The sequence below is a fragment of the Exiguobacterium sp. PFWT01 genome, assembly GCF_018255795.1.
Taxonomy (GTDB): domain Bacteria; phylum Bacillota; class Bacilli; order Exiguobacteriales; family Exiguobacteriaceae; genus Exiguobacterium.
This window is the reverse complement of record NZ_CP073755.1, coordinates 2,020,661-2,034,859: the sequence shown is the minus strand read 5'-3', so window position 1 is coordinate 2,034,859 and position 14,199 is coordinate 2,020,661. Positions and strand designations below refer to the sequence as shown.

The window sequence follows — 14,199 nt, the reverse complement described above, 5'->3', positions numbered from 1 at the left end:
TTACTTACAGTTCTTTGAAAATCTCTAAGTCTTTTAGTTCAATGTTTGACGATAGTGAGAATCGAATGGATGATCGAACTTCATCTAATGTTAATCCGATTGCTTGGAGGACATGGCTTGGTTTACTAGAGCTACAAGCAGATCCAGTTGAGACCGCCATGACAGGAGCCAGTTGTTTTACAAGAACTTCATTGTTAATACCAACGAATTGAATATTCACAATGCCAGGAATTTTGTTTGTATGGTCACTATTAAATCGTATGTTCGAACCAAATTTTTGAGTTAAAAGTTGAACTAAATACGCTTCAAGTTTCTCTAATTTTTTGATGTTCTTGGTCAAGGATGCTTGATGCATTTCAGCTGCTTTTCCCATTCCTACAATAAGAGGAACAGCAAGAGTCCCGCCTCGAATGCCTTGCTCTTGGCCACCACCATGAATAAGTGGTGTCAATTTTTTTGGAATCCCGTCCTCATCTTTTTTCAAATAAGCAATTCCAATACCTTTTGGACCGTTGAACTTGTGCGCAGAAGCGGATAAGAAATGAACGTTCGTCAGTTCTGACAGGTCGATTCTCATCTTTCCGACGACATGTGTGGCATCGGTGTGAAAGAGCGCACCATATTGAGCAACTAGTTCAGAAGCTCTCTGAATGTCATTTAACGACCCTAACTCGTTATTTCCCCAAATGATTGAAACGAGTGAAGTAGGGCGTTTTTTTAGTAAAGACTCTAGTTCAGAAAAATTGATTCTACCAAATTGATCGACTGACAAGTATTCAACGTGAATATTCAGCTGCTCATTTAAATACTTTGCGATTTCTAAATTAGATGAATGTTCGGCTACCGTGGTAATCACTTGATGATCCGGTAAGGTTGAACTTACACTCTTTAAAATCCAGTTGTTACTTTCTGTCGCTCCCGAAGTAAAATACAGCTCGGTAGAAGAACAGTTAAGAAATTTACCTAACTGTTCTCGAGCATGTTCAACAGCATTTTTAGAGTTTTCTGCCAGTGAATAATACTTGCTCGAAGGATTTCCGAACTCTTCAAGAAAGTAGGGGAGCATCTCTTCAAGTACTTCTGGATACACAGGTGTCGTTGAGCTGTTGTCTAGATAAAGCATGTTATCCCTCCTGGAGAGCCAATAACTCTCTTAAGAATTGATTGGTACTTCTAGAAAATTGGAACATTTGATAAAGCTCTTCGGCACCTCGAGTAATATGCGCATTAAAATAATCTGGAAAATATCGTTCTTCTTCAATATGGCGTTTAGCATGTTGAAGAATCATCATTTTAAACATCTCGTCGTGTTCTCCCGTTAAGGTGGCACGATTTATTTCAAAATTAGAAATGGGCTGACCTTTAACGCTTGATGGAGTTTTTTCGTTTTTTAATGATATTCCAACGGCGAAACGAGCTAGGATGTTCGGTGTGATATGAGTTGAGTTTGCAATCTCTTTAAAATAGAGATGCGTTTGTTCAGTTAATTTAAGACGGTAGTTCATGAGTTTTTCACCTGCGCGTTTTCAAATTCAAAATACGATGGAATGACTCGTGTTTCTAAATGTTCATTATCAAACTGAAGACTATACTCTTTAGAAATCGATGGTTTGAGTACGTCGTAGTAATCTTTGCTAATCTCTGAGTCTGTAGATAGCACTAACACTTGTTCACCAAAGTTAGGAAGTAAGTTACGTAAAATGTTATAACGGTGATCTCGATCTAATCGACCTAACAAAGTATCGAAGATAAATGGCATTTGATTTTCGGAAACTTTGAAAATTGCCCAGATTAATGAAAGAAGTAGAATCTGTTTCTCACCAGAAGATAGCGTAGCTACAGAAATTTGAGACTGGTCTTTAGATGACAAAGTTAACGAGAAGTCTTCGGGTAGAATCGATAGCTTATCTACGTAATCTTCTTTACGCATCAATGTCTTTAACATGCGTAACGCATTTTCTTCAACACTCCGAATGACTTTATATCGCTGTTGAAGTTTGAAGTCTTCTAGTAAAGCTAATGTTGAAGTCGCATTTTGCGATAATAAGCTCGATTTTGAAGTGATTTTCTCGATTTCTTGTTGAAGTGAGGCGTTTTCTTCCACTAACATCGAGTACTGATTTTGGAGATCTTCTTCAAGTTTAACAATACGTTCTAACTGCTCGTTCAAATGAAGATGACTAACTTTGAGTTGATTCAATTCCTCAAATTGTTTTTCAAAATCCGCATGATTTTCTTCTCGAATCACTAGTTTTCTTCGTAATATCCTCAGTTCCTCTATGATTTCGTCATCGCGATTAATGTTTGCCAAGAGAGATGAGGAAGATTGAGCGTTTACTGAAGAAATCATATTTTCAACTTTTGCCTTCGAACCGAACGAAGCGTCATGAATAATTTCAGTTTTCGGAACAGCCGTTTTTAAAGCCGCATTGAATTCATTCTTCAGGGAATCATGTCCTACAGATCCTCCTAAATTACGTGAAACATTCTTATAGAACTCATCGGTGAAGACTTTTTCTAAATCTTCTACACTTCTGATCAATAGTTCTGATTCTACTTGTTCTGCAGCTTTTTCAAGCAAGTGATGATTGATAGAAAAGGCGTAGTACTCATTGAAAAAGTCTGACGTAGATTGCTTTAATTTCTGTCGTTCTTGTTCTAGGTTTCTTATTTCCTCTTTCAATTTTGCTTCTTCTTCTTTACTAATCACGTCGTGTGCGCGTAACGACTCAGAGAAGGCAGTGATTTCGGCTTCACTAACTTCGATATTCTGAAGAAGCTGAGATTTATCGACTTGAACGTTTTGCAATTTTTGTTCGGATTCACTTAGCTGTTTTTTAAGCTCATCTAAACGTTTTGATTTATCTTTAGATAGCTTAGTCTTGGCTTCGTCTCGTACAAGTGATTCGATTGTTTCCGTTAATAAATCTGGAATCTCTAATTTAAATGCACTTTTCATCAAATCATCTAGGTACTCAGACAGTTTCCCTTCATTAATAATTTGATTAATTGTCTCTCCATCAAATAATGAGACATTAAACAAATAGAGGGGAGTACGTTCTAAGAATAATGAATAGACTTGACTCTTATCCTTCTCTGCTAGTGCAAAGGTATTTGCATCACGATAGATGTTAAAGTATTCTTTAATATTCTTAGCGTCGATTCCCCATGATCGTTCAAATAAATAGCGTGATGTAGTTTGATTCGTTGTTGTTGTAAACGTAATTTGGATTTTTGAAATTTGTTTAGTGGTACTATATCTTTCTCGTTGATCTCTTACTTCGCTATTGATTAACTTCTCAATTTCTTTGAAGTAGGATGGAGTAGGTGCTTTAATCCCAAACGCCTGACTACCATATAATCCAGTGCGAAGTGCGTTTAAAAAGGTTGTTTTACCCGCTCCATTTTTCCCGCCGATTAAAATAACATTTTTATTAGAGTTTTCATTCTTGAAATCAAATGTTTGATTTTTATATGCTCCAATATTCTTTAAGACAATCGATTCAATCTTCATCTCTCTCTAAAACTCCTTGCTCTTTGTAAAGGCTTAAATAGTCTTGGCTCAATAGCGCAGCGACATCTTTATTAAATCCTCGTTTAACCTTTACACCTAGAAAATCATTTGCTGTTGTAAATAGTTTTTGAACCATATTGAAATCAAGACCATACTTTTGAGAAAGAAGTTCTAAATCATTCGCTTGGTCACTTGTTAGAATCTGACGATCATCATGTTCCCAATCCAGGTCGACGCCGAATACTTCGCGATAAAGTTCTGGTAAAGTATCGTTCCAATCACCTTCACGGAGCCATAAGCGACGAATTGCTCGTAACTCATCATCCTGAATTAATTTGTACTCGACTGAATTTGGAACTTTTAAATCACGTTGTAAAATCAATAAGTCGCGCATTAGTTCATTTCTAGTAGCTAGTGTGAAAGGACCAAGACCAAGGTGTGAGTATGCAGATTGCCCATCCTCGTTTGTTTCGGTAACGACAAACTGAATATTGAACTCTTCAGGTTTGCTCAAGTCAATATTGTGTTTTGCGATAAATTGACTTAATTGTGCTTTAGGAACGGCAAGAACAGACTCATCAGTCAAATCTTCAATTCGGTCAACTACTTTATAAGAAGTGGCAGCACGACCGCCTTTTTTCTTTTGAACAATATAGATTCCATCTTCTTTGATTTCATGTTGAACTTCTAATAAATAGAAGGCACCATTCATTCGTTTATGCATTCGTTTAGAACGGTCGTCACGAATGAGAACCATTTTATTGCGGAACTTCAATAATGGTTTTAACCAGTCATGTTCACCAGTTTGAATAAAGCCAGTAAGCGATTTATCTTGATTGACAACCGTACACGTCCAGCAACCGAAACGGCTATTCCCACAAGAACCAGCACTTTCTTTAATGTTTTGGTCAACGACTAATGGACATTCGCTACTTGAATCCATGTACATTTTCTGCAGCGTGTGATGGTCTTCCCCCCACGGAGCTGGGTTTTGAAGAAGGTAGCTCCATACATCATCTAGAACAAATTCTTTAATCGGGGCAAATACATAAGCATTCGCTAATGATGTGTGTCGCATCAATTCGCTACCTGAAATCTCATGGTCTTTTATGGATTGGCCTCGGCTCGTGCTCTCAGATGAACGGACACCAAGTACCATAATAATTTCGCCGTATTTTGACACTTTATCTTTAATGAAGCGGTTAGCAGGGTCGATTTTAAGACGATCTGTACACCATCTAAACGTTTGGTTCGGAGTAGGGTAGCCACGTCCGATAATATTCGTCCAAAAAGTTTTTTCTGTAAGTGGTTTAACTTTTTGTGTTTCGATTGGGAGATTATATTTTAAAGCGGCTTCTTGCATGCGGTGTAAAGAGCCGTTAATCATGGAAACAACGAGTGGGTTTTCTACCAAAGTGTCAGAAGAAATGATAAACACCTTCTTATGCAACTGTTCTGGTGAAAGCTCTAGCAACGCTTCGAAAATGAGTTGAGTCGTTAGTGTAGAATCTTTTCCGCCACTAAATCCGACCACCCATGGACGTGTGTCATTTAAATAAACACGTTTGATCAAATCGATGGAGCGTCTAGAGACAGTATCTCCTTCATGTTGAGTAAATAAGTTACTAATAATACCTTGAGTCATAAATTGTCATCCTCTCGTGCCAAAACAGTCATAATACGTTCATGCTTGATTTTTGTTGATCGAAATCTTTCTCTTCTTTCGTGAGCTTGATGCCGATTAGCGATTTGATTCGTATGGCAGTCAATCGAATAGTGTAGTTGTTCTTTAAAATTCTGCCGTTTTCGTTAAAGGCACGACCTTTCCAATCTTTTTCGTTTGAACGGCTCCAATCAATATCTTTAAATTTTGTAAGGTAGGCTGTCCATGTATCAGGTTTTTGTTCAATTAAAGAGCGCGCAACTTCAGCCGCTGCTTCGATAAATAAACCTTGACCCGCAATTGAAATCATACGTAAATCACGAGGGGAGATTTCTTTATTAAATACTTGTTCCCATTCATGAATACTATTGCATAGAGTTAGCCAAAACGTTTTGATGTTCAATGCGTCTTCTTCAGTTAAAAGAGCACCTTTTTTCTTATTAATTAGTCGTTTATTTGCATTATAAATATGATTTAACGCTAAAAGTTTTGGTGAATTCTTGGAGAGGGACGTTTTCTCCATTTCTGTATACCGTTTTAACAACGGAATCTCTTCAACGATTTCTTTAGTTAGGAGCGATAACTGATCACGATGATCATATAAAATACCGATAGATGACGTTGTGTTAACGGCATGTCGATTCAAATCTGAAAAAATTTGTTGAGATCGTTCTAGACCTTCATCATGAAAGAATACAACAGAAATTGTTTCATTACCAAGCTCAGGCATAATTTTTAAAGCCTCTTCAATCGCTGCTCTCCGGTGTTGACCATCATTAATTAAAAAACGGGAATCCAGTGCTATCGAGAGTTTGCCTAAGTCTTTAAAGTTTGGTTCATCTGTAAACGGAGTAAACTGAATTTCACCATCAATGGAAGCTGTAAGGGATGAAAATACATAGTCCTTGGACTGATCTACAATGTAATTTGTAATGTCTGGAACTCTAGATTTATTCAAAATCCGCTGTGAGCGGTATTGTGGTGGGACTTCCTCTTCATCGAATAAGAAAATTTTTGGAATCAGTTTTAACGGGCACATAACGACAAAATATTCTTTTTCTGCCTGTTTTCCTCGTAATGCGGGGAAGTTATAGCTGAAATTAGAATCCATAAGATGTCCTCCTTTATTTAAAATTACGTACGTAATTTTAAATAAATACAATGTTTTTATACAAAAAGTCTAACATAAGTGTTCGTATGAAAAAAGCGAACAGCTCAACAAAATATAGAAATTTTCGTAATAAAAATCTCAGCGAAATCGCTGAGATTATACGGAAAGAAGTTTAATTAAAAATTCTTCTTCAAAGATTGCATCATCTGATTCGAGCAACGAAGCGATGTCTCTCACACCTAATTCAATAAAGCGCTTCATATGATCTCGAATAATTTTCTCGTCATCGATTTCTTTTTGGAGCTCGTTGATAATAAGGTGTTTAGCAAGTAAGTAATCATTTCCATTAATGATTGAGCCCATTTCCCATGCGCTTGAACTCAATTCGGTAGGGAGTACAGATGAAACGGAGTGATTTTCAATTCCGTGCATCAGACTTAGTTTAACAACAAATGGTCTCGTGTCTTTCGGAACGTAATGTTCGATGTGTCCAATAATGGTATCGATTCGATTCTTACTTATTTGTGACAATTTAATTCCTTTAGAATCCATAATCTTATCCTTTCACTAATTCGAAATAACCTTCGCGAATAAGCGTATATTTCTCTTTTTGGTTGTAGTCCAACATGATTTGTTTTGAAGTATATTCCTTCATCAACTCTACATATTCCGGAGTGATTTCCGTATCAGTTGAGAGAATCACAACTTGTTTACTGAGATGTTTATAGAAATGTTCGACTAGATTTTTGCGATGATAGCTGTCTAAGCGACCAAGTGGCGTATCGATAATCATAGGCAAATCTAAATCAGCTGCTTTGATCATTCCCCAAATAAATGCAGAGGAGATAATTTGCATTTCACCGGCTGAACGTTCTTCCACTGAAATTTCGGCGCCGCGCTCATTTTCAATGCGTATCATCATTTTACGGCGATCAACGAAAGCACGCCCGAATTCATCTTGTTTTCTCATAAGTTTGTTCAACATCTGATCGAATTGTTCACTAATCAAATCAATTTTCCAGTCTAGTACTTTTGTTGAATACTCATCAATTGCTTCTTTGATTTTTCCATAAAGCTGTACATCATCAGCTAAGTCGATTGCATTTGTTGCAGTAGACTTTGTTCCTTTTAGCTTTGATTCTAGAGAACGAATTTCTTGAATACACTCTTGTTCTTTCTTTTTAATGTTGAGATAAATGCTCTTAGTTTTACCGAGCACCTCAGTAATTTCTTGAATCTTTTTATCTTCTTCATCAACACTGACTGCAGAAGGGGCTAAATCAACTTTTTGCTGAAGCTGATCAATTGAATGCTTAAGATTCTTTTCTTTCTTGACCAGTTCAACAATCATTTCCTTAGTGCGAGATGCGTCTACATTCATAATCAGTCTACGGTCATTTGGCGAAAGGTCGTGCCAAATTTGCTGATTTTCTGAAGTAGTAGAAGTTTTATAATTCTCCTTCGATAACCAAATATTCTTACCAATTTCCTCAACCTGATGCAGTTGTTCTTCAGTCAATGGTGGATTGATGGGCTCTGAGAGAAGTTTAGACATAAATTGGTGATAAGGTGCTAAAATCTGTTCCACGCGTTGCTGATCAGATGTAAATTGTTGTTCGAGAGTCAGTCGTTTTTTTAATGCATCAATTTTTTTAGATGCAAATGAAGGAATCCCCTTCTCAGAAAACAACTTAGAAATTTGCTCCAAAACTTGAGTATGCTGTGCTTTTAAAGAACTCATGGTTGAAACAAATTGTTCTCTCGACTCGTTGTTCTGCATGAGCTTCTCGTTTCGAAGTTTCTTAAAGTGATCGAGTTGTTTATTGTATGTTGATACTCGACTCTCGGCTTTATTTCGTTTTTCTGTAAGCTCATGTAATTGTTCTTTGAGTGTAGTTATTTTCTTGTTGAATTTTAACAACTCGGTACTTTTCTGAGCGATAGCTAATTCGTTAACTTTCTTTGAATAGATTTTGTCTAAGTCACCTTTTAACTCGTTAAAATAAGACATTCCGTTCATCCGTCTGATTGTCGCTTTAAAGTCGGCAGAATTTCTAGAAGAAATAATGCGTCGGATTTCTTCCCCATCAAAAATTAAGAATTGAGAAGCTTCAAATGGGATTAATTTATCAATGGTACGGTTGAAATCATCTACGTTGTGTGAACCAATCTGTTCGTTACGTTTTGGACGAGCTGCACCAATCGTTCGCTTACTGAACGTCTTACTTTCAGACACAACTTGTTTTTTACTATTGTATTGCCAAACGACTTTAATTTCGTAATGGTGCCCATCTCCAGGTTCGAAAACGAGAGAAGCACTAGCTTCGCGACCACCTTGTTCGAAGAATGAATTGTTAATTGTATTTGTAAACTGTTGTTGAAACTCCGTATCGGTCATGCCACGCTTGCCATATAATAAGTAACGAACTGCTTTTAAAATGGTTGTTTTTCCAGCGCCATTCAAACCACCAATCAGAACGATGTTTTTGTCATCTGTGTGTGTATCAAAGTTAATTGTTTGAGAATTTAAGTATGTTTTGTAATTATTTAATTGAATACGAACAAGTTTCAACCCAGATTTTTTATTAGATGATGTGGAATGTGTTAATGAGTTCCCTTTTTTAATTAGATATTTCAATTCTTCTTCTAATTCTTTTTGGCGTTTAGTCGGAGACGTAGCTTCACCATAATAATTAGCTTTTGAAGTGGTGAGAATATTTTGAAGGAGACTAGGTGATAGCTGATGATGAGAAGATACTTCTTCTAAAATTTCTAATTCACTTGAGTAACGCTTTTGAGTCATATCGATTTCCTTTCTTCCAAACATGAGATATTCAGGTCTATATTCCTATTATAAAGGAAATACAACTAAAAACCTGTAACTTTTTTAGAAAGGGTATGGATAAATTAGGTATACATAATTACTATTTATATAAGGAGATGAAAGAGTTGAAACGCCTGTTACTACGCAAAATCCAATTCGCCCTCCAACACCACGGTGGGACGGCATCCTTGAAAGACATTTATGCGTATGTCGAAAAATCCTATTATCAACTTGAACTCGATCGCTATAAAGATTGGAAAGGGCACGTCAATAAACAGATTCGTGCGCATTCCAGTGATTCAGCGAGCTTTACCGGGAAAGAGGACCTCTTTTATTCCACTGGAAATAAAGGCATTTGGGGTCTCAGACAATCCAATAACTAACGAAAGCGGGACCAATTTCACTTGGTTCCGCTTTCAATGTTTACAAAACATCACACCCTATTGTCACATAATGTTCATTCCTGTACACTTCGATATTGTGTGCTAAAAATTATGTTAGGGGTTAGTGAATGGAACTTGTACAGCAATTATCTCAAATGCAATTGATCAACCAATTCTGGTTGCTTATGACCTTCGTCATTCCAATGGTCATTTTATCTCGTATGGTCGTGGCTGGGACGCGCTTCTCGCCGATCCTTGTCATCGTTATCTTCGGTCTCGGTCTCGGATTCGGTATGGTCGAGCTCGGTATCGCGACGCCGGGTCTTCCTGAATTCCCGCTCGTCGACTTCCTGTCACGGACGACAATCATCGCGTTAGTCGTTTCGTTCTTCGTCGGCGGACAAGAACTTCGTAAAATCTTGAGCAAACAAGAGCTCGACATGGAGGACATCGTCGTTCCTTCTAAAGAGGAAATGTTCCTCGGGACAGGACGTACGCAGTTCATCTTCATCCTTCGTTCGTTCTTCTTGCTCGTCGGTTTGGAAGGGTTCTTCCGTATGGCAATCGAGCCAGGTACGGCAGAAGGGATTGCGCTTTACTACCCAATCCTCGCACTCCTCGGTCTTGCGGTGTCGTTCTTACTCATCGACCATAAAGCACAGATTCAGGACAAGAAAGTATACATGCAAAAAGGTGTCATCGAGACAGTCCTCTTGCTTGTGATCTTGTTCGTCTCATTCTTGATTGCGACAGCGGTTCAGCCGATTATCGCATTGCCGCAAATCTTCTTTGCGATGTTGATTTCGTCAGCACTCGGTGCCATCTTCCATAACTGGACGTATGGACCGACTGTCCGCGCGCTTCTCTTCGCAGGGATTCCGGTCGTCTTGGCTGCCAACTTCATGGTCGGTGGTTCACGAATCGGTGACGCGTTCGCCATCGAAGGTATGAATTCGATTCTCGTATACGGTTTCTTCGGCCAGTTGTTTTGGATGTTCGGTGGAATCGCACTCATCATGTGGTTTGCTCGGACGGGTCACATCCGTAACCTCGCGCCAGGTATGGCGGGGTCACTTTCACACAGTGGTCTCACAGGAGCATGTACGGCTGGTGACTTCGGTCAAGTGGCGGCGAAACGTGCGCCAATCATGATCAACATCCCGTTCTTCGGACATATCTTCGTCTTCTCGATCCTCGCGGTCAGTGCCGACAACGGCGCGCTCTGGATCTGGCCGACGATGATCATCGTCTTGGTCGGTCTCGCGCTCACGGCGCTTTCGTTGAAAAACTTGCGTGCGGCGAACGGGGAAGACTTCAAAGAAGTCAAAGCCCTTATGCAGTTCTCGTTCGGATGGCAGATGATGGCCGTCTTCGGTGGTCTCGTCATCTTGACATTCAGCACGATTGCGTTTGATTACACGACGATGGCACAATCGTCAGCAATCTCGCACTTCGGCTTGTTCGCAGCGGTTCAAGGCGGCATGTTCGGGACGGAAGCGTCACTTCTCATCCCGCTCATCTTCTCGATGCCGTTCCTCGTGCACCCAATCGTCTTCTATATGTTCGGGAAAGCACTCGACAACAATGGCGAAATGCCACGTGTACCGGTATATGCGATGGCACTCGTTGGTGTCGTCGGTGTATCTGCAGCGATTTTCGTCTTATAAGACATCCATTCCGCTCTGACTTCGGTTAGGGCGGTTTTTTGTTGAAATAAATATGGTAGACTTTGGATAGTGAGAGCGGGGGGAGAGCGTATGAAGAAATGGTTGTTCATCGGTTTTATTGTGTTGATTGTAGCTAGAGTCTGGGCGGCACCGATAGATACGATGAAAGCGAGTCAGAATGACTTTGTGAGCTGGTTCGAGGAAACGTATCCGATTCAATGTGAAGATGAAAGCTGTGACGTATTTACGCTAATTGGGGATCAGACAACTACATATGTGAATGAAGAAGAATATATGAAACAATCGAGTGGCTTTTTCACTTTCGACATGGAGGTCAAGCGATTATATCGAAGTGTCGAAAAACCCGAACGAGTCGGGACGATTAAAGTGAGATGGAATCAAGATTCGTTCGAGATGACAGAAGAGACAGGCATTTTTGTTTCTTCGCCATAGGAGGCTTGGAGTATGCGGATGATCACTCAAGATATAAAGGGGAAACGCTATGAGGCGCTCATCGATGTTTTGCTTGAGCACTGCACTCACTTTGCGTTCGTGGAAGACAGGCGCCGAATGGAGATTGAAGAGGAGCGTCTGGCGTATTTGGATGTACTGACAGAAGAGATCCGTTGGGATTTGATGGAACGAACCATCGTGAGTGAATGGGAGACGACAAGACTGTCTGGGGATACGGCGTATCTATATTCGTTCCATATGAATTATCGGACAGCACAGTTCCTAAAAGAGCATGGTGGCTCATTGTTCAGATGGATCCATCCGGAACTTCCGGAAGACTTGATGTTTTATGCGGGAGATACGTGTGTGCTCGCGGTATGTTCCCATGAAGCATTCTTTGGCGTCGATGAAGCGTTGTGGGAGCAGATTCAATGAGCTGAATGATTAAGGTTATCTCTTATAAGGGTGACTTACCATTATGTCAGCTCGTTGGGGAACGGTCTCCAGTCCGGATCTTTTCTGTCGCGTTCATTTGGTTTTCTGACAGAGTCACAAAAAAGCCGATCACTCGCACCAAATCGGATGTAATTCTGTTGAGCCTGCCTAAGCGACACCGTGTTCGCACCGCCTTCATAATCGGGATCGTCGAATTGAACCCCGTCGTCCTCCCAAAAACAGATTCGACAAATGTCGTATGTGCCCGGCGGTTCTTCTTCTAACGTCTGGTAGCCACAACATGGGCATGTGTATCTCACCATCATCACCTCACTATTTAGTATAGAGGATACAAGCAAAAAGCGTCCGACCTTTTCTCAGGTCGAACGCTTTTTGTCATGACATAAACATCGAGATCAACGTCAAGATGGCAAGCCCACCTTGTGTCAGGATAATCTTCTTGTCACTCGTGATACTGCCATATAAGGCAACGAGAATGATATAGAGCAGAATCATGGTGACAATCTCGACCGGGTTGGGGGAAAGGTAGAGTCCGTACAAGAGTCCGACCCCGATCAATCCGTTATACACCCCTTGATTTTTGAACAAAACCGACACCGAGTCTCTCGTCAGCTCGTCTTTCGACATACGGAAGACGCGTGACGTCGAGGAAGATGCTGTCGCAATCGTCTCTAAATAGAAGATATAGAAGAATTCGATGGCGACGAGCGTTCCGGGCACAAGGGTGAGCGTCGACATATTAGTTGACCGCTGCTACTTGCACGACCGGTTTCGCTGACACGTAGTTCGCCACGTTTTGTGCGAAGTTGATGAGGACCGGGTTTTGGTTGTGCTGCTCGAGAGCGGCTTGGTCTTCCCAGTTCTCGATCATGACAAAGCGGTTCTCAACAGATGTTGACTCGTATAGGTCGTATCCGACACAACCCGCTTCTTGTTTTGATGAGTCAATCAAAACTTGGATGTCACGCAAGAAGTTCTCGCGTTGTGAGGCTTGGATATCGAATGTGGCGTTGACTAAGATCATGGTTGATTCCTCCGATTGTGTGGTGAATTATTTGAACGATGTGACCGTTTGAGCGTCAAGACGAACGGATTCATAACCTTCTTCTGCCGCTTTACCGACAGATAAGATCATGACTGGTACGTAACGATCTTTATCGAGACCGAACGCTTCTGCAAGTTGGTCTTTCTCGAAACCGCCGATTGGATTCGTGTCATAGCCGTGTGCACGGGCTGTGAGCATGAATTGCATCGCTGCGAGACTCGCATCGATTTTCACGATGTCGTTCATCTCTTGTTTCGAGAGGTTTTTGTAGTAAGGGATGATCGCGTCGAGCTGTTGGTCACGTACTTCTTGTGGCATTTTGCCTTCTGCGACCGCTTGGTCGTAGATTTGTTCGCCGTACTCGTAGCACTCCATGTCTCCGAAGATGAGGAGCATCGCTGCAGATGAATCGTTTTGACGTGTGTTGAAACGGATGAGCGGCTTGAGCGTCTCTTTCGCTTCTGGGCTCTCGACGACGACGAAGCGCCATGGTTGCATGTTGACCGATGATGGGGCAGTCGTTGCTTCTTGAATCATCTCGAGCATTTCTTCTTGTGAGATTTTCACGTTCTCGTCATAGACACGGATTGATTTACGACCGAACATGACGTCTGTAAATGTATTGTTTTCGAATGTAGTTGCCATTGGTGAATTCCTTCTTTCTCTGTTTAGGCGTGACTGTTCAATTTTTGAAGCAGCCCGGATAAGTGTTGAATCTCTTCAGCGGACAAGGCTTGTAAGACGAGATGGTTGGCCCGTTCGTCTCGCTCGCAAACCCTTAGGTCTTGCTCTGCTTTCTCTGTCACACGGACGAACATCTCGCGATGGTTCTCCGCGTTCCGCTCTCTGACGACAAATCCTTTCTCTTCAAGGATTTTCAAATGTCGAGTGATGGCGGCATTGTCGATTTTCATCTCTTCCTTAATCGCACGTTGCGAACAAACGCCTCGTTCTTTGACGACTTGTAACATCTCGTAGCGGGTCAGGCTGAATCCTGTCTCCCGTTCGAACGACGATGCGACATTTTGTTCCGCCACCTTGATTTGGTAAAGTAATCGGCTGATTTCACGTAGGTCCATTGCG

General features: G+C 40.7%; 16 protein-coding genes. 4 read left to right on the top strand and 12 right to left on the bottom strand.

The features are described from left to right. Nucleotides 1-4: 4 nt before the first annotated feature. The 7 genes from KD909_RS10520 to dndD (KD909_RS10490) form a co-directional block, all read right to left on the bottom strand. A complete protein-coding gene (locus KD909_RS10520; protein WP_211781521.1) occupies nt 5-1,123 on the bottom strand; it encodes a cysteine desulfurase family protein in 1,119 nt (372 codons plus the stop codon). Nucleotide 1,124: 1 nt separating this feature from the next. Then, a complete protein-coding gene (locus KD909_RS10515) occupies nt 1,125-1,505 on the bottom strand; it encodes a DndE family protein (protein ID WP_015881065.1) in 381 nt (126 codons plus the stop codon). After that, entirely contained in the window at nt 1,502-3,514 is a 2,013-nt protein-coding gene (gene dndD / locus KD909_RS10510) for a DNA sulfur modification protein DndD (RefSeq protein ID WP_211781520.1), read from the bottom strand. The genes KD909_RS10515 and dndD (KD909_RS10510) overlap by 4 nt, the downstream gene beginning before the upstream one ends. Continuing rightward, nucleotides 3,504-5,159 (bottom strand): DNA phosphorothioation system sulfurtransferase DndC, encoded by a 1,656-nt coding sequence (gene dndC, locus KD909_RS10505; RefSeq protein WP_211781519.1) that lies wholly within the window; start codon nt 5,157-5,159, stop codon nt 3,504-3,506. The genes dndD (KD909_RS10510) and dndC overlap by 11 nt, the downstream gene beginning before the upstream one ends. A 28-nt stretch (nt 5,160-5,187) precedes the next feature. Beyond that, a complete protein-coding gene (gene dndB, locus KD909_RS10500; protein ID WP_211781518.1) occupies nt 5,188-6,288 on the bottom strand; it encodes a DNA sulfur modification protein DndB in 1,101 nt (366 codons plus the stop codon). Between the two features lie 156 nt (nt 6,289-6,444). After that, nucleotides 6,445-6,840 carry a hypothetical protein gene (locus KD909_RS10495; RefSeq protein WP_211781517.1) on the bottom strand — a complete coding sequence of 132 codons (396 nt, stop codon included), beginning with the start codon at nt 6,838-6,840 and terminating at the stop codon, nt 6,445-6,447. 4 nt (nt 6,841-6,844) lie between these two features. Next, nucleotides 6,845-9,091 carry a DNA sulfur modification protein DndD gene (dndD, locus tag KD909_RS10490; protein WP_211781516.1) on the bottom strand — a complete coding sequence of 749 codons (2,247 nt, stop codon included), beginning with the start codon at nt 9,089-9,091 and terminating at the stop codon, nt 6,845-6,847. A 146-nt stretch (nt 9,092-9,237) separates the two neighbouring features. Between dndD (KD909_RS10490) and KD909_RS10485 the strand changes: the two genes are divergently transcribed. From KD909_RS10485 to KD909_RS10470, 4 genes are all read left to right on the top strand, one after another. Next, nucleotides 9,238-9,495: a hypothetical protein gene (locus KD909_RS10485; protein ID WP_015881071.1), complete on the top strand. Its 258-nt coding sequence runs from the start codon at nt 9,238-9,240 to the stop codon at nt 9,493-9,495. Between the two features lie 128 nt (nt 9,496-9,623). Beyond that, complete coding sequence (locus tag KD909_RS10480; protein ID WP_211781515.1) at nt 9,624-11,162, top strand: hypothetical protein; 1,539 nt, start codon at nt 9,624-9,626, stop codon at nt 11,160-11,162. 90 nt (nt 11,163-11,252) lie between these two features. Next, nucleotides 11,253-11,615 (top strand): hypothetical protein, encoded by a 363-nt coding sequence (locus KD909_RS10475; protein ID WP_211781514.1) that lies wholly within the window; start codon nt 11,253-11,255, stop codon nt 11,613-11,615. 12 nt (nt 11,616-11,627) lie between these two features. Then, nucleotides 11,628-12,050, top strand: a complete 423-nt coding sequence (locus KD909_RS10470) for a stage III sporulation protein AH (RefSeq protein ID WP_211781513.1) — start codon at nt 11,628-11,630, stop codon at nt 12,048-12,050. A gap of 41 nt (nt 12,051-12,091) precedes the next feature. Here KD909_RS10470 and KD909_RS10465 read toward each other — a convergent pair whose 3' ends face one another. The 5 genes from KD909_RS10465 to KD909_RS10445 all read right to left on the bottom strand — a co-directional run bounded on the left by KD909_RS10465 (nt 12,092) and on the right by KD909_RS10445 (nt 14,195). Next, on the bottom strand, nt 12,092-12,370 hold the full coding sequence (locus KD909_RS10465) for a CPCC family cysteine-rich protein (protein WP_211781512.1): 279 nt from the start codon (nt 12,368-12,370) through the stop codon (nt 12,092-12,094). A 76-nt stretch (nt 12,371-12,446) separates the two neighbouring features. Continuing rightward, nucleotides 12,447-12,809 (bottom strand): DUF1304 domain-containing protein, encoded by a 363-nt coding sequence (locus tag KD909_RS10460; protein WP_211781511.1) that lies wholly within the window; start codon nt 12,807-12,809, stop codon nt 12,447-12,449. 1 nt (nt 12,810) lies between these two features. Next, entirely contained in the window at nt 12,811-13,095 is a 285-nt protein-coding gene (locus KD909_RS10455; protein ID WP_026826548.1) for a putative quinol monooxygenase, read from the bottom strand. Between the two features lie 27 nt (nt 13,096-13,122). Further along, nucleotides 13,123-13,761, bottom strand: a complete 639-nt coding sequence (locus KD909_RS10450) for a nitroreductase family protein (RefSeq protein WP_211781510.1) — start codon at nt 13,759-13,761, stop codon at nt 13,123-13,125. A gap of 23 nt (nt 13,762-13,784) precedes the next feature. Then, complete coding sequence (locus KD909_RS10445; RefSeq protein WP_211781509.1) at nt 13,785-14,195, bottom strand: MarR family winged helix-turn-helix transcriptional regulator; 411 nt, start codon at nt 14,193-14,195, stop codon at nt 13,785-13,787. Between the last annotated feature and the right edge of the window lie 4 nt (nt 14,196-14,199).